Consider the following 18,212-nt stretch of genomic DNA (forward strand, 5'->3'; position numbering starts at 1 on the left):
CCTGCCCGATCACTCCAAGCTTAGGGGAACCGCCGACGCGACCAGCCCACAATCACCCGCGCGCCCCGGGGAGCCTGCCCGCGGACGGCCCCGGCGGCCCCCGGCGAGGCTTCCCGGGCTACCGCAGGACGGTCATTCCGGGCTGCTGGCAATGATCTCGAACGCGCTGGGCTCGTTGATCATCAGGGTCATGAGCGGGTACATGTCCATGCGCGCCGCCGACAGGGCGCGCCGGTAGTAGCCGGCCCCCTCCCACTCGCTGACCAGCGCCCACAGGTCGGGCTCGTCCACCGACCTGCCGATGTGCCCGCCGAGGAACCCGGTCTGGGCGGCCAGCGTGGCGAGGATCGTCCTGGCGCCGTCCACGAACTCCCCGGCCTGCGAGCCGGGCACCGAATACCTGATGAGCGCGAGCATGCCGCCCAGCATGCCAGCCGCCGCGGGATGCGGCGGACGGCGGCCTGCAGGCTGGGGGCGTTCGCCGTTAGGCTCGAACCGTGGCCGACAAGCACACGCGCGGTGACTCCTCGCGCTCCTCGTCTTCTTCGGCGTCCTCTCCGGCGTCATCTTCGGCGGCGCGCGGGCGCGCCGTGCCCGCCCACCCGCTGGCGCGCGACCGGCGTCCCGCCCCCCGGCCGCTGCCCCCGGGCGAACAGTTCCTCACTCCCGGCGCGACGGGCCTGCGCAGAGCGGTCGAGCGCAAAAGCGCGGTGCCGCTGGTGTTCCTGTACGGACTGCCGCGCTGGATCATCCCTGTCGTCCTGGTGATCCTGCTGCTGGTGGGCTTCGCCGTCGCCGACTGGCGAGGCGGCGTCGCCGTCCTGCCCGTCCTCGGTTTCGTGGTGTGGCTGGCGTACATGTCGTGGCCGTCACTCGGGCACTGGGCACGGCTGATGCGGGTGGCCATGGCCGCCTTCCTCATCGCGATGGCGGCCAGCCGCTTCGGCCTCTTCTGACGCGTCTCGGGGGACGGTCAGCCGGTGGGGGTGGTGGTGGTGCAGGAGGCGCAGGTGCCGAAGATCTCCAGGGTGTGGGTGATCGCCGTGAAGCCATGCTCGGCCCCGACGACCTCCGTCCAGCGCTCGACGTCCGGGCCGGCCACCTCGACCGTGCGGCCGCAGTCGCGGCAGACCAGGTGATGGTGGTGTGTGCCGGTGGCGCACGCGCGGTACACGCATTCGCCGTCGTCGGTGCGCAGGACGTCGACCTGGCCGGACTCGGTCAGCGTCTGCAGCGTCCGGTACACCGTGGTCAGCCCGATCTTCGCGCCGTCGGCGCGCATCTGGGCGTAGATGTCCTGGGCGCTGCGAAAACCGTCGCTGTGGGTGAGGATCTCCCGCACGGCGGCCCGTCGGGTGGTCATCGGCGCACCTCCTCTCGCGTGTGTCCTGTCCGCCTGGCCTTTGTCTTCACGTGCGGTGAGCACGCGACCGCCGGTCATGGAGCGGCCTCGCGGGCGCGGCTCCGCCGGAGCAGCCGACCGGCGCCGAGCGCCAGGACGAAGCCGGCGAGGGCCAGCAGGACGATCGCCGCGCCCGGCGCGACGCTCGCGTAGAACGCCGAGGTCAGCCCGCCGACCGTCGCCACGACGCCGAGGACCATCGCCAGTGCCATCGTCGTGCGAAAGCCGCGGGTGAGCTGCTGGCTGGTGGCCACGGGGACCACCATGAGGGCGCTGACCAGCAGCAGCCCCACCACGCGCATCGCGATCACGACGGTCAGCGCGGCGGTCACGGCCACCAGCAGGCTGAGGAAGCGCACCGGCAGCCCGTTGACCTTGGCGACCTCCTCGTCCTGGCACAGGACGAACAGTTCGCGGCCGAACGTCGCCACCACGCCGAGCACGAACGCGGCCAGCACGGCGATCACCCACACGTCCTCGGTGGTGACGCTGCTGATCGACCCGAACAGGTACGACGTCAGCGTGGCGTTGCTGCCGCCGGGGGCGAGCCCGATCAGCATCACGCCGCCCGCGATGCCGCCGTAGAACAGCAGGGCCAGCGCCACGTCGCCGGTCGTGCGGCCCCGGGCGCGGACCAGTTCGATCGCGACGGCCCCGAGGATGGAGACCAGCACCGCGGTGAGCACCGGGGCGGTGCCGGTGAGGAACCCGAGCGCGACGCCGGTGAGCGCCACGTGGCCGATGCCGTCGCCGAGCAGGGCGAGCCGCCGCTGGACGATGAAGGTGCCCACCGCCGGGGCGGCGAGGCCGACAAGAAGCGCGGCGATCAGCGCGCGCACCATGAAGTCGTACTGGAAGATCTCGATCATTGCGTCGTCCCTGAACCGATCGGGCCGCCGGCCACGTCGTAGGCGGGCGGGCGCTCCCGCTCGTGGCCCGGACGCGGGTGGCACCCCGTGCCGCCGCCGGTCGCCGGCCCGTCGTGGGCGACCCCGCCGTCCCGCAGGACGATCGACCGGGTGATGAGCGGGGCCATCGGGCCGATCTCGTGCGCCACCAGCAGGACGGTCTTGCCCTGCCGCACCAGGGTCGTGAGCGTGCCGGCCAGGTCCGCCTGACTCTCGGCGTCCACACCGGCCGTCGGCTCGTCCATGACGAAGGCGTCGGGCTCACCGGCCAGCGCGCGGGCGATGAGCACCCGCTGCTGCTGACCGCCGGACAGCCAGGCCACCGGGTCGCCGGCGCGGCCGGTCAGGCCGACGGCGTCGAGCGCGTCCGCCACCGCCGCGCGGTCCTGCCGGCCGGCGGGACGCAGCCGCCGTTGCCGGGCGACGCGGCCGGAGGCCACCACCTCGCGAACCGTGGCGGGGACGCCGCCGCCGACCGAGAGCCGCTGCGGGACGTACCCGACGCGCCACCATTCGCGGAAGCGGCCGGGCGGCACGCCGAACAGCTCGGCGGAGCCGGTCGACAGCGGGGTCAGCCCGAGCAGGGCGCGGACGAGCGTCGACTTACCTGAGCCGTTCACGCCGAGGATCGCGACCACCTCCCCGGCCTCGATGCGCAGGTTCACCCCGCGCAGGACCGGCCGCCCGTCCAGATGGACGTGCCCGTCGGTCATGGCGAACGCGGCGGGCGCGCCGGCGGTCCGCGGCGCCGGCCCGGAGACGCCGGCCGCCTGTGCTGATCGGGTCATCATGAGCATCCAAGCGCGGTGCGGAGGACGGAGAGGTTCTGGCGGGCGGCGGACAGGTAGTCCCCCGACGCCGGGCGGCTCTCGATGGGGTTGAGGACCGCGGTCGTGGCGCCGACCTCCTTGGCGAGGACCGCGGAGACCTTGGGGCTGAGGAGTTCCTCGGTGAAGATGGTGGTCACCTTCTCCCGCCGGGCCGCCGCGGCCACCTCGGCGATGCGCGCCGGGGAGGGTTCGGCCTCGGGGTCGAGGCCGCTGATGCCCACCTGCTTCAGGCCGTACCGGTTCGACAGGTAGCCGAACGCGGCGTGCGAGGTGACGATCGTGCGGCCGGCGCAGGTGGCGAGCCCCTTGCGGAACTCCTCGTCCAGGGCCTTGAGCTCCCCCGCGGTGGTGTTCGCCCTGCCGGTGTACGCGGAGGCGTGCGCGCCGTCCGCCTGCCCGAGCCTCTTGCCCAGGTCGGCGGCCACCGTGGCCAGGCGGTCGGGGTCGAGCCAGAGGTGGGGGTCGTAGGGCACCGGCTCGTGCGCCTCGCCTCCCCCGGCCTGCTCCTGGTGCTCCTGCTCACCGGTGCCGGTGAGGACGGGAACCAGGGAGGCGGCGTCGAACGCCTTGTCCGGCGCCTGCTGCTGGACGGCCTCGTCGACGGCCGGCTGGACGCCCTTGATGTAGACGACCAGGTCGGCCCGCTGGATGTCGGCGATCTGGCGCGGGGTCAGCTCCAGGTCGTGCGGCTCGACGCCGGGCCGCGTGAGGCCGGTGACCGCGGCGTCCGGCCCGCCGACGCGCGTCGCCAGCCATTCGAGGGGATAGAAGGCGGCGAGGACCTTGGGGCCGCCGGAAGTGCCCGCGCTTCGCGTGGAGGCGGAGTCGGCGGGAGCGCACGCGGCGGCGGTGAGCAGGGCCGCCAGGGCGGCGAGGACGCTCAGGAAGGTGGTGGGACGGCGGGGATATGTCGATCGTGCACAGTGATCGTACCTGGACGAAAAGGGCATCACACTGCCGAGTATCGCGCAAAATGAAAACCGTTGTCAAAACCGTCCGCCACCTTCGCGAGTCCGCCCACCCCGCACGCAGGGAGTGTCCCCGTGGCGGCGGGTCACGGGATACGCTTCCCTGGCGGTGGAGACCGGGATGTGATGCCGTCCGCGCCGCGCCCCGGTGACCCGCGCCCTGTCCACGACCGGCCCGGCAGGAGACGACATGCCGTTCAGCCATGACATGGTGTGCTCGCTGGCCGCCGTGGCCGACCTGGTCAACACCGCTCCCGAGACGGGCGGGCTCGACGGGCTCACCAGCGTCGCGGAGCTGGACGCCTACGTCCGGCGCAACGAGCTGAGCGGCGTCGAAGGCGTCGGCGCGGGCGATCTGCGGGAGGTCCGCGCCCTGCGCGCCACGTTCCTCGCGATCTTCGCCGCTCCCGACTCCGCCTCGGCGGTCGCGCTGCTGAACGTGCTGCTCGAGCGCACGCGCATCACCGCCCACCTGACCGAGCACGACGACTACCCCCTCCACGTGCACTACTTCGCCAAGGGGGCGCCGGTGGCCGAGCACCTGGCCGCCGAGCTCGGGGTGGCCCTGGCCCACCTGCTGGTCGACGGCGAGTGGGAGCGGCTGCGCACCTGCGCGGCCCCCGACTGCGGGCGGGTCTTCGTGGACGAGTCCCGCAACCGCTCGCGCGTCTACTGCGACAGCCGCACCTGCGGCAACCGCATGCACGTCGCCGCCTACCGGGCCCGCCGCCGGGCCTGATCGCGGCGGGCCCGGGCGGCACGGCCAGACCCGGTTGGAGGCGGCCAGACCCGGCTGGGGAAGATCGGACCTGGTTGGGAAAGGTCAGACCTGGTTGGGGAGGGCGCCGCCGTAGCGGCGGTCGCGCTTGGCGTAGATCTCGCAGGCCTGCCACAGGTCGCGGCGGTCGAAGTCGGGCCAGAGCTGGTTGAGGAACACCATCTCGGCGTAGGCCGACTGCCAGAGCAGGAAGTTGGAGGTGCGCTGCTCGCCGGAGGAGCGCAGGAACAGGTCGACGTCAGGGATCTCAGGTTCGTCGAGGTAGCGGGCGAAGGTGCGCTCGGAGACCTTGTCGGGCCTGACCCGGCCGGCGGCGATGTCCTGGGCCAGTCGCACGGCGGCGTCGACGATCTCGGCCCGGCCGCCGTAGTTGACGCAGAACTGCAGGGTCAGCGTGCGGTTGTCCCGCGTCATCTCCTCGGCGTCCTGCAGTTCCTTGATGACGCTCTTCCACAGCCGCCCGGGACGGCCGGCCCAGCGCACCCGCACGCCCATGGCGTGCAGCTCGTCGCGGCGGCGGCGGATGACGTCCCGGTTGAACCCCATGAGGAAGCGGACCTCGTCGGGCGAGCGCCGCCAGTTCTCGGTGGAGAAGGCGTAGGCGGAGAGGTTGGGGATGCCGAGCTCGATCGCGCCCTCGATCACGTCGAACAGCGACGCCTCGCCCGCCTTGTGCCCCTCGGTCCGCGGCAGCCCGCGCGTCTTGGCCCAGCGCCCGTTGCCGTCCATGACGATGGCGACGTGCCGGGGGACCAGATCGCGGGGGATCGGCGGCGGGACGGCGCCTGAGGGGTGCGGGGTCGGCGGGCGGACTCTCACGGTCTGCTTCTCCTGTGGGTGTGTGTCGGAAAGGCGCGCGGCCGCGAAGCCGGCCGTCGTGCCGGGTCCGGCGGCGGCGCGCCCGGGCGCGCCGGCCTTCAGACGCGTTCGACGTGCCGTAGCGAGCGTATTCCGTGTTCCAGGTGCCATTGCAGATAGGCGGCGACCAGCCCGCTGCACTCGGCGCGGTGGCGGGACTCCGAGGCGTCGGCGGAGGCCCAGTCGCCGCGGGTCAGCGCGATCATGAGGCCGATCGTCTCGGCGGCCGGGACGGCGGCGCCCGGCGGGCGGCACCCGCCGCACACCACGCCGCCCGCGGCGATGGCGAAGGCCCTGATCGCGGGGGTCGAACAGCGGGCGCAGGATTCGAGGGCCGGCGCGTACCCGGCCACGGCCAGGGAGCGCAGGAAGTAGGCGTCCAGGACGAGCCTGGCCTCGTGGCCGCCCTCGACCAGGGTGCGCAGGCCGCCGAGCAGCAGCAGGAACTGCCGCAGCGCGGGCTCCTTCTCCCCCACGGTGAGCCGGTCGGCGGTCTCGAGCATGGCGGTGCCGGCGGTGTAGCGGGGGTAGTCGGAGACCAGCCCCTCCCCGTACGGGCGGAGCGTCTCGGCCTGGGTGATCACGTCGAGCGAGCGCCCGGTGTGCAGTTGGAGGTCGACGTGGGTGAAGGGCTCCAGCCGCGCGCCGAACCTCGACTTGGTGCGCCGCACGCCCTTGGCGACCCCGCGGACCTTGCCGGTGCGCTTGGTCAGGACCGTGACGATGCGGTCGGCCTCGCCCAGCTTCTGGGTGCGCAGCACGATGCCCTCGTCGCGGTACAGGTTCACCCGCCCAGTCTAGGGACGACGCGACACCTCCGATGGACGAATCGGACGCGCTCGCCGGCCGCCGGCCGGCGCGTGGGAGGGTGGAACCGAACGGTCGCGGGTCGGGAGGCGGCGCATCGCGCGGGCAAATCGGGCGAGCGCCCATGAGACTCGTAAATCCGGATGCGCCTCCCGGAAGCGACGAATCGATCTCGGGTCAACCCTGGATGGCATCCTTAGGAAGAACAGTCACTAAACTTTGCCCCCTGGCGACACCCCCTGAAAATCGCCTCCGCCCCCTGCACGCTGCCTGAAAGGGTGACATGACCCGCGTGGTCCTGCTGGGCGCCTCGCCCGGCCCGATCGGTTCCCCTGAACCACACGTCCCGCCCGGTCGCCTGGCGCTGACGTCGCTGCCCGGTTCGCCCACCGTCCTGGACCGGCTGTACGGCCAGGTCACGGCGATGGACCCCGACCCGATCGCCATCGTGCGCCCCGAGGAGGCCGGCGACCACCGCCGCTTCCCCGGCCAGGTCGTGGAGTCCGCCGACCTCGCGGCCGACCTGCGCGCGCTGGCGGACGCCGCCGAGCAGGCCACCGACAACCTGTTCCTCATCCCGGCCGGCGTCGTGATCCACGACGAGCTGATCTACCAGATCACCAAGGCCAAGCGCGGAGCGCTGGCGCTCATCGCCAGGGAGCCGCGCCCGGAGGACGAGAACGGCGAGCGCATCGGGTACGAGATCCCGATCGAGGAGGCCGAGCCCGAGATCGGCGACCACATCTACGAGGGGCTGCCGGTGCGCGCGCGCGTCGGCCGCTCCCGGATCATCTCGGTCGGCTCGGCCCACCACGCGGTCACCCGCCCCAACTCGGTGCTGCTCGGCCCGCTCCACCTGCACCAGCGCCACGCGGCGACGCTCGCCGAGGCGGCCCGCGAGCTGGCCGACCTGGCCCACCTGTTCGGCCCCGAGGACGACCTGGTCCAGCTGCTGGCGCTCGGCCTGGTGCGCAAGGGCGTCTCGCTCGGCAGCCGCGGCCGCAGAGACCTGTTCTTCAGCCGCGTCGGCACGCAGGCCGAGGCCGACGAGGCCGTGGCCGTCATGGCGACCTACGACGAGGACCGCGCGCGCCTGAACAACGCGGTCAAGGGCGCCGACGGGTTCTTCACCACCTACTTCGTCAGCACGTACTCGCGCTTCATCGCCCGGTGGGCGGCGCGGCGCGGCCTCACGCCCAACCAGGTCACGCTCATCTCGATCGCCCTCGGCGTGCTGTCGGCGGTGGCCTTCGCCACCGGCACGCGGGCCGGCGCGGTGACGGGCGGCCTGCTCATCTACTTCGCCTTCGTCTTCGACTGCGTGGACGGCCAGGTCGCCCGGTACGCCCGCAAGTTCGGCGTGCTCGGCGCGTGGCTGGACGCCACCTTCGACCGCGCCAAGGAGTACGTCGTGTTCTTCGGCCTGGCCGTCGGCTCGGCCGTGGCCGGTCAGGGCGACGTGTGGACGCTGGCGCTGATCGCCCTGTCGGTGCAGTCGGTGCGGCACCTGCTCGACTTCTCCTACGGCGCGGCCAGCAGGCGCAGGCCGCCGAACCCGCTGCCGACCCTGGCGCTGACCGTCCCCGACGACCGGCCGCTGCGCGACGCGCTGGAGAAGCGCAAGGCCTCGCGCACCGGCGGCGTGCGCGGCCTGCTGAAGATGTGGACCAGGGCCGGGCGGTTCCGCGCCGTGCACTGGGCTCGCAAGATGATCGTCTTCCCCATCGGTGAGCGGTTCGCCGCCATCGCGATCACCGCGGCTCTGTTCGAGCCCCGGGTCACGTTCCTCACGCTCGTGATCTGGGGTTGCGTGGCGGCCGCCTACACCCTCACCGGACGTCTCATGAGGTCGCTCGCATGATCACCCACCCGCAGGCCGCATCCGTTCCCGTCCCCGACCCCGACGAGGAGCGCCGCCGCATCCAGACGGCCCGCCTGCTCGCCTACCGTGACGACGGCCCGCTGGTCGCGCTGGTGCGCGGCAAGCTCGGCCCCGGCCTGCCGCCGGTCCCGGCCGGGCTGGCCACGCTGCTGGCGGTGGCGGCCATCGGCGCGACGGGCGTGCTGTCCGCCGGCCGCGGCGCGATCATGCTGCTGCCGGTGCTGGTGATGGTGCTGCTGATGGTGCCCACCGCCCCGCGCGACCACCTCGGGCGCTTCGACTGGCTGGTCCCGCCGCTGATCAGGGGCACCGAGTTCCTCGCGATCATCGTCCTCGGCCTGGCCTCCGGCATGCCCAAGTGGCTGCTGTTCGTGCTGATCTACGTGATCGGCTACCACACCTACGACACGGTGTACCGGACGCGGCAGAGCATCTGGCCGGCCCCCTGGGTGTTCCAGGCCGGGCTCGGCTGGGAGGTCCGGCTGCTGCTGCTCGGCGTGGGCGCCGCGCTCGGCGTGCTCACCTGGGTGGTCGCCGTGATGTCGGTGTACCTCGGGGTGCTGTTCGCCATCGAGAGCATCACGAGCTGGGTGCGGCTGGACAAGCAGACGGCGCTCGCCCAGGCGTCCGACGACCTGGAGGCCTCCCCCGAGGACGCCCTGGAGCAGGCCACCGGCGAGGCCGAGAAGGCCTAGCGGCGCGGCGCCCGCCCCGCGAGGCGGGCGCCGGTCATGGGTGCGGTCAGGCGTTCTCGGCCTGGAAGCGCCGGGTGCCGACGATGAGGCACCCGACCGTGAACAGCGCCGTCACGCCCGCGCCGAGCAGCGCGGAGCCCGAGGTGTAGGACCCGGCGAAGCACGCGCGCAGCCCCTCCACGGCGTAGCGGAACGGGGTGAGCCGCGACAGCGCGTCCAGCCACGCCGGCGCCAGCGACATGGGCAGCAGCGCCCCCGACAGCAGCAGCAGCGGCACCAGGACGGTGCTCATGATGGGCGCGAACAGGTCGGGGTGCAGCGTCAGCGCGAGCGCGTACGACAACGCCGACAGACCGGCCGCGAGCAGCAGCATGAGCGTCAGGCCGAGCAGCACGCCCGGCAGCGGCGCGCGCAGCCCGAAGGCCCATCCGAGAACGACCAGCGCGACGGCCTGCACCAGCAGCACCAGGACGTCTTTCAGCACCCGGCCGAGCAGCAGCGACATGCGGCTCGCGGGCGTGACGCGCAGTCGTTCGAGCACCCCCGCGCGCTGGTCGAACACCACGCCGAACCCGCTCATGCCGGCGCTCAGCAGCCCGAGCTGCACCAGCAGGCCGGGGACGAGCACCTCCCACGAGCCGACGCCGCTGCGGGCGAACAGCGGGCCGAACAGCACCAGGTACAGCACCGGCTGCAGCGCGCCGAAGACCAGGGCGAGCTTGGTGCGCATGACCTCGCGCACGTAGTGCCGGGCGAGGATGAGGCCGGTCACGCGGCGGCCCCCTGTTCGCGCAGCGCGCGGCCGGTGACGGCGAGGAAGACCTCGTCGAGTGTCGCCCCGGGGCCGATCTCGGCCTTCAGCGCCGCGGGCGCGCCCTCGCGGACGATGCGCCCGCCGTCGATGATCAGGACGCGGTCGCACAGCGCGTCCGCCTCCTCCAGGTAGTGGGTGGACAGGAACACCGTCAGGCCGTGCTCGGCGCGCAGCCGCCTGACGTGCTCCCACAGGCCGGCCCTGCTCTGCGGGTCCAGGCCGGTGGTCGGCTCGTCCAGGAACAGCAGCGCGGGCTCGTGGAGGAGCCCCATCGCGATGTCGACGCGCCGCCGCTGACCGCCCGAGAGCGACGCGGCGGGACGGGCGTCCATGCCGGCCAGCTCCAGCCGGCCGAGCAGTGCCTCCACCCGTGACCGGGCGGCCGCCGCGTCCATCCCGTACAGCCGCGCCTGCAGCCGCAGCTCGTCGCCGACCCGCGAGGCGGGGCCCACGGTGCCGCCCTGGGGGACGTAGCCGATGCGCCTTCTGACCTCGGCGGGCTCGGCGAGCAGGTCGCGGCCGGCGACGGTGGCCGTGCCGCCGGTGGGGCGCAGCAGCGTGGTGAGCATCCGGAGGGTCGTGGTCTTGCCCGCGCCGTTCGGGCCGAGGAAGCCGACGATCTCGCCCGGGGAGACGTCGAGGTCGACGCCGCGCACGGCGTCGACGGTGGCGGCTTTGGAGGTGTAGGTCCTGCGGAGACCTCTGGCGTGAATCATGTCGAGCACAGTAACACTAAAATTGGTGTCACTTAAAGATTGGAGTGACCCCGGACTGTGTGCGGAATACGGTCCGGCTGTATACAGGTCTCCGTGGAGTTGGACGCGCTTGATCGTGCGATCGTGGGGGCCCTGGTCGAGGACGCCCGGTCGACCTATGCCGAAATCGGGCATCAGATCGGTCTTTCGGCCCCCGCGGTCAAGCGGCGCATCGACCGGCTGCTGAGCAGCGGCGCCATCACCGGCTTCACCGCCCGCGTCGAGCCGTCCGCCCTGGGCTGGACCACCGAGGCCTACGTGGAGCTGTTCTGCCGGGGCAAGACCTCCCCCGCCGAGATCGGCCTGGCCGTCTCCCGCCACCCCGAGGTGATCTCCGCCTGCACGATCACCGGCGAGGCGGACGCCCTGCTGCACATCCGCGCCAAGGACGTCCGGCACGTCGAGCAGGTCATCGAACGGGTGGCCGCCGAGCCGTTCGTCATCCGGACCAAAAGCGCGATCGTGCTGTCCCGCCTGATCGACACCCCGCACGCCCGCGACGCGATGCCGCAGTCGTCCTGACCCTCGCCCGGCGGGCCCCTCCAGCCCATATGGCGCCTACGAGGTGCCGCTGTACAGGGTGGCGAGGCTCCCGCACATACCATTCGACGAGCCGATCCACAGGATCGTGAAGCGGTAACCCTGGCTTCTCCTGGTGACGGCCTCGGCGCAGAAGGCTGGACGCATCTCCTCGGGTGTGGTGGTCCGGGGGACGTCGAGCGGCAGCCTCTTCAGCAGCCAGCAGACTCCGCTGTCGACCAGGGCGTCGATGTCCCCCCGGACGACCGCGACCATGCCGATCGACCACGGGGTGGCGTCGTGGTGGTACACCCCGACCGCCAGGTGGTCGGTCTCATAGGCGCACTCCGCCGCGTCGTTGACCGCGTTCACCCGGGAGATGAACCGTTCGAGCCCGCCCCGGAACTCTCTGAACTTCTCCGACTCCCCTTCGGGGATGAAACCGACGACCTCTTCGGCCAGGCCCGCGATGCTGACGCAGGGGTTCTGCGTGATCACACTGATCCCGTCCGCCGATGGGAAGTCGGGCAGTTGGGACCGCGTGATGGGCCCCGGCTGGGGGCACACCGGCCCTTTGGGCTTTTTGCTCTTCTTCGGTTTCTGGACCTGCCCCTGCTCGGTCTCCGTGGCGTTCGAGCCTCCCCCGGAGTCCTCGTCCGGACATGACGTGGCCAGAAGGCAGAGCGAGACGAGAACGATCAGAAAGCTGACCGTGACGGAACGGCCGGCCGCGAACACGGACACACGAGAACGACGACGCATCAGGCTTCCCCCACCGATGTCCGGCACTCACCCTTACCTGCCTATCGTCGTCACATCCTCGTCCGGGCCGGGGGGCGCAGCGACGTCCCGGTCCACTCAGCGGACCGCCGCCCGCCGGCCATGTGATCGCGGACATGACCGCAGCGCCAGGACGGCCCGCGCGACGTCACACCGCCGACATCGTGCCGACACGGCGGTGAAACATAGCGGGCCCCGGAGGAGGGGACCAAGAGGAGATCTAAAACAGAGCAGCAGGATCGCCGCAACGGATCGCCGCGAACCGGGCCGAGCACGCAACCGATCGACGTGGGCGCGCAAGCTCCGCACCTGGTTCACGGCGATCGTCGTTTCTAGGCTGATGCCATCCCTGACCAGCCGTTTTCCCGACGGAGTGATAGATGGCGCACAGCCGGCACTACCTCATGTGTCGTCCCGACCACTTCGCGGTCGAGTACGCGATCAACCCTTGGATGGACCCGGAGGCCGGCGCCGACGCCGCCACCGCCGTGCGCCAGTGGGAGGGGTTGAAGGACGCCTATGAGGAACTGGGGCACAAGGTCAGCCTGATCGACCCGATCGACGGCCTGCCGGACATGGTGTTCGCCGCCAACGGGGCCCTGGTGGTCGGCGGGCGGGTGTACGGGGCGCGGTTCGCGAACGCCGAGCGCGCCGCCGAGGGCCCCGCCTACCTGCGCTGGTTCACCGACAACGGTTTCGCGACGGCCATGGAGCCCACCGAGACCAACGAGGGCGAGGGCGACTTCCTCACCCTCGACGAGGTGATCCTGGCCGGCACCGGCTTCCGCACCGCCATCACCGCGCACAAGCAGGCCCAGGAGTTCCTCGGCCGCCCGGTGGTGACCCTCCAGCTCGTCGACCCCCGCTACTACCACCTGGACACGGCGCTGTTCCCGATCGACGGGCGCAACGTGGCCTACTACCCGGGGGCGTTCTCGCCGGGCAGCCGCGAGGTGCTCCGCCACATGTTCCCCGACGCCGTGCTCGCCTCGGCGGAGGACGCGGCGGTGCTCGGCCTCAACGCCGTCAGCGACGGGCACAACGTGGTGATCAACGTCGAGGCCGGCGAACTGGCCCTTGAGTTGAAGCGCCGCGGCCTCAATGTCATCCCCGTCGACCTCAGCGAACTGCGCAAGGCCGGCGGCGGTCCGAAGTGCTGCACCCTGGAGATCCGCGTATGAGCACCACCGACGAGATCATCGAGCTGAGCGAGCGGCACAGCGCGCACAACTACCACCCGCTGCCCGTCGTGGTCAGCGAGGCGCGCGGCGCGTGGGTGACCGACGTGGAGGGCAGGCGCTACCTCGACTGCCTGGCCGGCTACTCCTCCCTCAACTTCGGCCACGGCAACCCGGCGATCCTCAAGGCCGCCCAGGAGCAGCTCCAGCGGGTGACGCTGACCAGCCGCGCCTTCTTCCACGACAGGTTCGCCGACTTCTGCGCGGGCCTCGCCGACCTGTGCGGCAAGGACATGGTCCTGCCGATGAACACCGGCGCCGAGGCCGTCGAGACGGCGGTCAAGGTCGCCCGCAAGTGGGGGTACGAGGTCAAGGGCGTCGCCCCCGGCCGCGCCGAGATCATCGTCATGGCCGGCAACTTCCACGGCCGCACGACGACGATCGTCAGCTTCTCCACCGACCCCGACGCCCGCGACGGCTTCGGCCCCGCGACGCCCGGCTTCACGATCGTGGAGTACGGCTCGGCCGAGGCGGTCCGCGAGGCGATCACCCCCGACACGGTGGCGGTGCTGCTGGAACCCATCCAGGGCGAGGCCGGTGTGCTGGTGCCCCCGGCCGGCTACCTCACCCGGGTCAGGGAGATCTGCACCGAGAACAACGTGCTGTTCATCGCCGACGAGATCCAGTCGGGCCTCGGCCGCACCGGCGACACCTTCGCCTGCGAGCACGAGGGCGTGGTCCCGGACATGTACGTGCTGGGCAAGGCGCTCGGCGGCGGCGTCGTCCCGGTGTCCGCCGTCGTCGCGGACGCCTCCGTCCTCGGGGTGATCAAGCCGGGGCAGCACGGCTCGACCTTCGGCGGCAACCCGCTGGCCTGCGCGGTCGGTGGCGCCGTCCTGGACCTGCTGCTGACCGGCGAGTACCAGGCGCGGGCGCGTGAGCTCGGCGCGCTCCTGCACGAGCGGCTGCGCGCTCTCATCGGGCCCGCCGGCGAGGGCGGCCACGGCGTCGTCGCGGTGCGGGGACGCGGGTTGTGGGCGGGGGTGGACATCGACCCCTCCATCGCCACCGGGCGCGAGGTCTGCGAGGCGCTCATGCGGCGCGGGGTGCTGGCCAAGGACACCCACGGCTCGACGATCCGCCTCGCGCCGCCGCTGATGGTGTCGGAGGAGGACCTCAACTGGGCCGTCGACCGGCTCGCCGAGGTGCTCGACGAGCTGTCCGGCACGGCCGCGCCCGCGGAGGCCGCGGAGCAGGCTCCGGTTCCGTCCCCGCGGACCCCGGAGCTCTCCGGCCGCTGAGACCCGAGGCGCCGTCCCCGCGGACCCCGTACCTCTCCGGCCGCTGAGATTTGAGACTCCGGCTCCGCAAGCGCCGAAGCTCTCCGGCCGCTGAGACCTGAGAGGGGCCGGCTCCGAGGACGCCGGAGTTCCCGGCGCGCCGGGATCCCTTCCCGCGCCGCCCGGGTCGCCAATCGTTTGACCGACGGTGGCGGCCCGGGTGGGGGCGGAGGGCTCAGGGGGCGAGCGTGATGCGGGTCATCTCCTGGAAGTCCGGGCGGGCGGTGTGCCAGCGGACGCTCGCGGAGCGGCCGTCGAGGTCGAGCGAGGCGAGCGCGTTCGGGAACCACGGCCCGTTGGTGATCTTCCACCGCAGCGCCCGCCGCGGCAGGCGCACCGTGCGGGTCAGGATGCCGCCGACCAGGCTGGCCACGCCGAACGACCCGATCACGTTGGCCAGTCGCAGGCTGCGGCTGAGGGGGTTGCGGATCGGGGAGCACACCGCCTGGTAGATGCGCGCGGACTCGAGGTCCGCCGACGCCGGGCCGGCGGCCGCCAGGTAGGAGTAGTGGACGTCCCCCGACAGCAGCACGATCGTCGCCGGGGCCCTGCCGCGCCGTCCCGCGGCGACGTCCACCAGCAGGCGTCCGAGCTCCTCGAACGACCGGCGGAACGCCCCCCAGTGCTCCAGGTCGAGTGCTTGGCGGATCTTCTCGCCCCACACCACTCCGCGGGGTCCCCACGCCCCGCCGGCGACGGCCTCGTTCCAGCTCTCGACGTCGAAGATGCCGCTGGGCAGGAACACCGGCACCGAGGACCCGATGAGCAGGTGGTCGACGTCGCCGGTGGCCACCTCGGTGAACCACTCCCACTCGGAGTCGTCGAGCATGCGCCGGTGGCCGGGCTCCAGCTCGCGGGCGCACCGCGTGTCCAGCATGACCAGCCGCGTGCGGCCGACGTCGCGGGTATAGCTCCACCGCATGGAAGAGGGGTCCTCGTCGGCCTTCTTGGCGAAGGCGTCCAGCGCCGCTCCGCCGTCCCCGTCGCCCGCGCGGATCTCGGCGTACATCGGGTCGGCCTTGCGCTCGGACGGCGAGAGGTTGCCCAGGTGCTGGTAGACCCAGTAGGCGCCGAGCGCGGACAGCACGCGCGTCGGCCACCACGGCACCTCGGCCATGGTGCGCCGCCAGGCCATCGAGGTGTTCCAGTCGTCGCGCACGTCGTGGTCATCGAAGATCATCGCGGTGGGGACGGTGGACAGCACCCAGCGGACCACCGGGTCGCTCCACGCCTGCCGGTACAGCTCGGCGTACTCCTCGAAGTCCACGATCTCGTCGGGGCCGTCCTGACGGCGGGAGCGGATGTAGTCCAGCATCTCCTGGGACGGCTCGTCGGCGTACACCTGGTCGCCGAGGAAGATCAGCAGGCTCGGCAGGTCCTCGCCGTCCAGCAGGCGCAGGCCGAACTCGCGCAGCACGTCCTTGCCGTGCGTGCGCTCGTGCACAGCGTCGTGCGGCACGCTGGTGCGGCAGGACCCGAACATCACGCGGTTCATCTCGGCCAGCGGGCAGATCTTGCTGTCGGGGTAGCCCTCCAGGGGCCACACCCTTCGCCCGTCCAGCTCGACGGAGTACGCGCCGGTCTCCTCGACGTCCACGATGGCGTAGTGGTGGCCGTGCACGGTGAACGTGCGTTCGGTGGCCCGGGCGCCCGCCACCTCGATGGCGACCTCGCACGGATCGCTCGTTTCCACCCATATCGACGCGCTCGTCTCATCGACGTAGCGCAGCATCGGCCCTACCAGCAAGTCGGGCACGTTACCTCCCCTTTTGAGCAGCGTTATGAACCATATGCTCAACTCATCCGGTGGAGGAGGACGGCCTGCCTAAATGGCACGGCGATGACCCGGGCCCGCCGAGCGGCCACGGCGCGGATGCCCCCCCATGGAGCGGTCGCCACGCGCCGCGTCCACCTCGGCGAACGCGCGGAGGTCAGCCGTCGAGCGAGCGCACCAGGTGTTCCAGGTCTCGCATGAGCCGTTCTGTGCGGACGGCGCCGTACGTCGCGAGAATCGCCCGGTGGTGCTCGGCGATGCCGGCCTCCAACCGGCTGAGAAGCTCACTGCCCCGGTTTGCGAGGAATACCGCCACTTTGCGACGATCGGCCGGATCGTGCCCCCGGTAGACGACGGCGCGCTCGACGAGCCGGTCCACGGCCTTGGTCAACGTCGGGTGCGGCATCAGCGCCGCCCCGGCCAGATCGCCCATCGAGTGGCCGCGCCCGTCCGCGAGCGCCTGGAGGATGCGCCACTGCTCGACGGTGACCTCCTCGGCGGCGAGCGCCGCCGACAACCCCCGGTTGACGCTCCGCTCGGCGCGACTGAGCAGGTACGCCAGCGACGCCCCCAGCCCGCCCCCCGCCTCCGCGTCCCGGACCTCCCGCGTGGCCGCCGGGGCCTGGGCCGGCACGGCGGGCCTCGCGGTCGTCCCGCCCTCGTCGGCGCCGCTCACCACGGGCCTGTCCGTCCGTCCTCCGGCAGAGCGGTTGCCGCCGTCACCACTGAGGGCTCCCTTCGTCCGCGAACGCGCCAGGAGGATACTCTTCCACGTGGCCGAACCTGTCGCCCTGGTCATCGACCCGCTCGAGGCCCACCTGCTGCGGGCGGACGCCCTGCGCGTCGGCCTGGTGGTGCCCGTCTCCGGCGTGCTCGGGCTGCTCGGGCCGTGCGCCATCAACTGCGCGGTGCTGGCCGCGGCCGAGATCAACGAGGCCGGCGGGCTGCTGGGCAGGCCGGTCGAACTGGTACTGGTCGACGGCGGCCGCCCACCCTGCGAGGTCGCCCGCGAGGTGGCCGGGCTGGTACACGCAGGAGCCGTCCAAGGGCTGGTCGGCACGCACGCCAGCGACGTGCGGGCGGCGATCGAGCGCGCCCTGGGCGGCGCCGCCCCGCTGGTGTACACCCCGCCGTACGAGGGCGGCGTCCGGCACCCGGGCGTCTACTTCCTCGGCGAGCCCGCCTCCCGCCAGGTGGGCCCCGGGCTCGACTGGCTGGTCGAGCGCAGGCGGGCCCGGCGGTGGTTCCTCCTCGGCAACGACTACGTGTGGCCCCGCCTCGTCCACGCCTCGGCGCGCCGGCATCTGCGAAGGCGGTCGGCGACCGTCGTCGGCGAGCGGCTGCTGCCCTCCGGCACCCGCGCCTTCGGGCCGCTCATCGAGGAACTGGCCGCGGCGCGTCCCGACGCGGTGCTGCTGAACCTCATCGGCAGCGACCTGGTGGCGTTCAACCGGGCGTTCAGGGCCAGCGGGCTCGACTGCGCGCGGCTGTGCGGCGCGCTGGAGGAACACGGCCTGCTGGCCATCGGCGGCGACGCCTCGGGCGAGCTGTACGCCGCCATGGGGTACTTCGGCAGCCTGGCCACCGACGCCAATCTCGCCCTGGCCGAGCGCTACACCCGCCGGTTCGGCTCGGCGGCGCCGCTGCTGAACGGGCACGGGCACGGCTGCTACGAGGGCGTGCTGATGCTGGCGGCGCTGATCCGGCGGGCCGGCTCGACGACCGTGCCGGCCATCGAGGCGGTCGCCGACGGCACCTCGATCACCGGCGGCCGCGGCCGGCTCACGCTGCACGACCGCCACGTGCGGCAACGCGTCTACGTGGGACGCGCCGATGGCCTGGACTTCGATGTCGTGACCTCCATGTGAGTCGCGCCGGTCCGCGCCGGGAGCGTGACACTCGCTCGTGCGGCGCCCGCCTCCTT

Annotated in this window: 20 protein-coding genes; 8 read left to right on the top strand and 12 right to left on the bottom strand. The window is 72.4% G+C overall.

Annotation, left to right across the window (positions count from 1 at the left end; all coding sequences use genetic code 11):
• Positions 1–132: 132 nt before the first annotated feature.
• Positions 133–417 carry an antibiotic biosynthesis monooxygenase family protein gene (locus ABZU32_RS00365; protein ID WP_354834763.1) on the bottom strand — a complete coding sequence of 95 codons (285 nt, stop codon included), beginning with the start codon at positions 415–417 and terminating at the stop codon, positions 133–135.
• Positions 418–497: 80 nt separating this feature from the next.
• Between ABZU32_RS00365 and ABZU32_RS00370 the strand changes: the two genes are divergently transcribed.
• Entirely contained in the window at positions 498–956 is a 459-nt protein-coding gene (locus ABZU32_RS00370; protein ID WP_354915103.1) for a DUF6703 family protein, read from the top strand.
• A 17-nt stretch (positions 957–973) separates the two neighbouring features.
• Here ABZU32_RS00370 and ABZU32_RS00375 read toward each other — a convergent pair whose 3' ends face one another.
• The 4 genes from ABZU32_RS00375 to ABZU32_RS00390 all read right to left on the bottom strand — a co-directional run bounded on the left by ABZU32_RS00375 (position 974) and on the right by ABZU32_RS00390 (position 4,090).
• On the bottom strand, positions 974–1,363 hold the full coding sequence (locus ABZU32_RS00375) for a Fur family transcriptional regulator (RefSeq protein ID WP_354915106.1): 390 nt from the start codon (positions 1,361–1,363) through the stop codon (positions 974–976).
• Positions 1,364–1,437: 74 nt separating this feature from the next.
• Positions 1,438–2,271 (bottom strand): metal ABC transporter permease, encoded by an 834-nt coding sequence (locus ABZU32_RS00380; protein ID WP_354834772.1) that lies wholly within the window; start codon positions 2,269–2,271, stop codon positions 1,438–1,440.
• Positions 2,268–3,023 carry an ATP-binding cassette domain-containing protein gene (locus tag ABZU32_RS00385; protein ID WP_354915829.1) on the bottom strand — a complete coding sequence of 252 codons (756 nt, stop codon included), beginning with the start codon at positions 3,021–3,023 and terminating at the stop codon, positions 2,268–2,270. The genes ABZU32_RS00380 and ABZU32_RS00385 overlap by 4 nt, the downstream gene beginning before the upstream one ends.
• 74 nt (positions 3,024–3,097) lie before the next feature.
• Positions 3,098–4,090, bottom strand: coding sequence for a metal ABC transporter substrate-binding protein (locus tag ABZU32_RS00390; protein WP_354915832.1), 993 nt, complete (start codon positions 4,088–4,090; stop codon positions 3,098–3,100).
• A 208-nt stretch (positions 4,091–4,298) separates the two neighbouring features.
• On the opposite strand from ABZU32_RS00390, the gene ABZU32_RS00395 reads away from it, so the two are divergent.
• Positions 4,299–4,847 carry a CGNR zinc finger domain-containing protein gene (locus ABZU32_RS00395; RefSeq protein ID WP_354834778.1) on the top strand — a complete coding sequence of 183 codons (549 nt, stop codon included), beginning with the start codon at positions 4,299–4,301 and terminating at the stop codon, positions 4,845–4,847.
• An 84-nt stretch (positions 4,848–4,931) separates the two neighbouring features.
• On the opposite strand, the gene ABZU32_RS00400 is transcribed toward ABZU32_RS00395, so the two are convergent.
• A complete protein-coding gene (locus tag ABZU32_RS00400) occupies positions 4,932–5,705 on the bottom strand; it encodes an isoprenyl transferase (protein WP_354834780.1) in 774 nt (257 codons plus the stop codon).
• Positions 5,706–5,803: 98 nt separating this feature from the next.
• A complete protein-coding gene (recO, locus tag ABZU32_RS00405) occupies positions 5,804–6,532 on the bottom strand; it encodes a DNA repair protein RecO (protein WP_354834783.1) in 729 nt (242 codons plus the stop codon).
• Positions 6,533–6,834: 302 nt separating this feature from the next.
• Between recO and ABZU32_RS00410 the strand changes: the two genes are divergently transcribed.
• Both ABZU32_RS00410 and ABZU32_RS00415 read left to right on the top strand, forming a co-directional pair.
• A complete protein-coding gene (locus ABZU32_RS00410; protein ID WP_354915109.1) occupies positions 6,835–8,412 on the top strand; it encodes a CDP-alcohol phosphatidyltransferase family protein in 1,578 nt (525 codons plus the stop codon).
• Positions 8,409–9,128 (top strand): DUF5941 domain-containing protein, encoded by a 720-nt coding sequence (locus ABZU32_RS00415; protein WP_354834789.1) that lies wholly within the window; start codon positions 8,409–8,411, stop codon positions 9,126–9,128. Before ABZU32_RS00410 ends, ABZU32_RS00415 begins: the two co-directional genes overlap by 4 nt.
• Positions 9,129–9,174: 46 nt before the next feature.
• On the opposite strand, the gene ABZU32_RS00420 is transcribed toward ABZU32_RS00415, so the two are convergent.
• Positions 9,175–9,900: an ABC transporter permease gene (locus tag ABZU32_RS00420; RefSeq protein ID WP_354915112.1), complete on the bottom strand. Its 726-nt coding sequence runs from the start codon at positions 9,898–9,900 to the stop codon at positions 9,175–9,177.
• Complete coding sequence (locus ABZU32_RS00425) at positions 9,897–10,658, bottom strand: ATP-binding cassette domain-containing protein (RefSeq protein WP_354915115.1); 762 nt, start codon at positions 10,656–10,658, stop codon at positions 9,897–9,899. The genes ABZU32_RS00420 and ABZU32_RS00425 overlap by 4 nt, the downstream gene beginning before the upstream one ends.
• Positions 10,659–10,751: 93 nt before the next feature.
• On the opposite strand from ABZU32_RS00425, the gene ABZU32_RS00430 reads away from it, so the two are divergent.
• Complete coding sequence (locus ABZU32_RS00430; protein WP_354834798.1) at positions 10,752–11,219, top strand: Lrp/AsnC family transcriptional regulator; 468 nt, start codon at positions 10,752–10,754, stop codon at positions 11,217–11,219.
• Positions 11,220–11,255: 36 nt separating this feature from the next.
• On the opposite strand, the gene ABZU32_RS00435 is transcribed toward ABZU32_RS00430, so the two are convergent.
• Entirely contained in the window at positions 11,256–11,714 is a 459-nt protein-coding gene (locus ABZU32_RS00435) for a hypothetical protein (protein ID WP_354834801.1), read from the bottom strand.
• A gap of 662 nt (positions 11,715–12,376) precedes the next feature.
• Here ABZU32_RS00435 and ddaH point away from each other — a divergent pair.
• Complete coding sequence (gene ddaH / locus ABZU32_RS00440) at positions 12,377–13,177, top strand: dimethylargininase (RefSeq protein WP_354915118.1); 801 nt, start codon at positions 12,377–12,379, stop codon at positions 13,175–13,177.
• Positions 13,174–14,475: an ornithine--oxo-acid transaminase gene (rocD, locus tag ABZU32_RS00445; RefSeq protein WP_354915121.1), complete on the top strand. Its 1,302-nt coding sequence runs from the start codon at positions 13,174–13,176 to the stop codon at positions 14,473–14,475. Before ddaH ends, rocD begins: the two co-directional genes overlap by 4 nt.
• Positions 14,476–14,689: 214 nt before the next feature.
• Here the strand turns inward: rocD and ABZU32_RS00450 are convergent, their stop codons facing one another.
• Together ABZU32_RS00450 and ABZU32_RS00455 are read right to left on the bottom strand one after the other, a co-directional pair.
• Positions 14,690–16,270, bottom strand: coding sequence for an alkaline phosphatase D family protein (locus ABZU32_RS00450; RefSeq protein WP_354915124.1), 1,581 nt, complete (start codon positions 16,268–16,270; stop codon positions 14,690–14,692).
• A 175-nt stretch (positions 16,271–16,445) separates the two neighbouring features.
• Positions 16,446–16,967: a MarR family transcriptional regulator gene (locus tag ABZU32_RS00455; RefSeq protein WP_354915127.1), complete on the bottom strand. Its 522-nt coding sequence runs from the start codon at positions 16,965–16,967 to the stop codon at positions 16,446–16,448.
• A 94-nt stretch (positions 16,968–17,061) separates the two neighbouring features.
• Here ABZU32_RS00455 and ABZU32_RS00460 point away from each other — a divergent pair, with 94 nt between their 5' ends.
• Positions 17,062–18,156: a substrate-binding domain-containing protein gene (locus ABZU32_RS00460; protein ID WP_354915130.1), complete on the top strand. Its 1,095-nt coding sequence runs from the start codon at positions 17,062–17,064 to the stop codon at positions 18,154–18,156.
• Positions 18,157–18,212 lie beyond the last annotated feature (56 nt).

It is taken from the genome of Sphaerisporangium sp. NPDC005288, from assembly GCF_040607475.1.
GTDB classification, from domain to species: Bacteria; Actinomycetota; Actinomycetes; order Streptosporangiales; family Streptosporangiaceae; genus Sphaerisporangium; species Sphaerisporangium rhizosphaerae.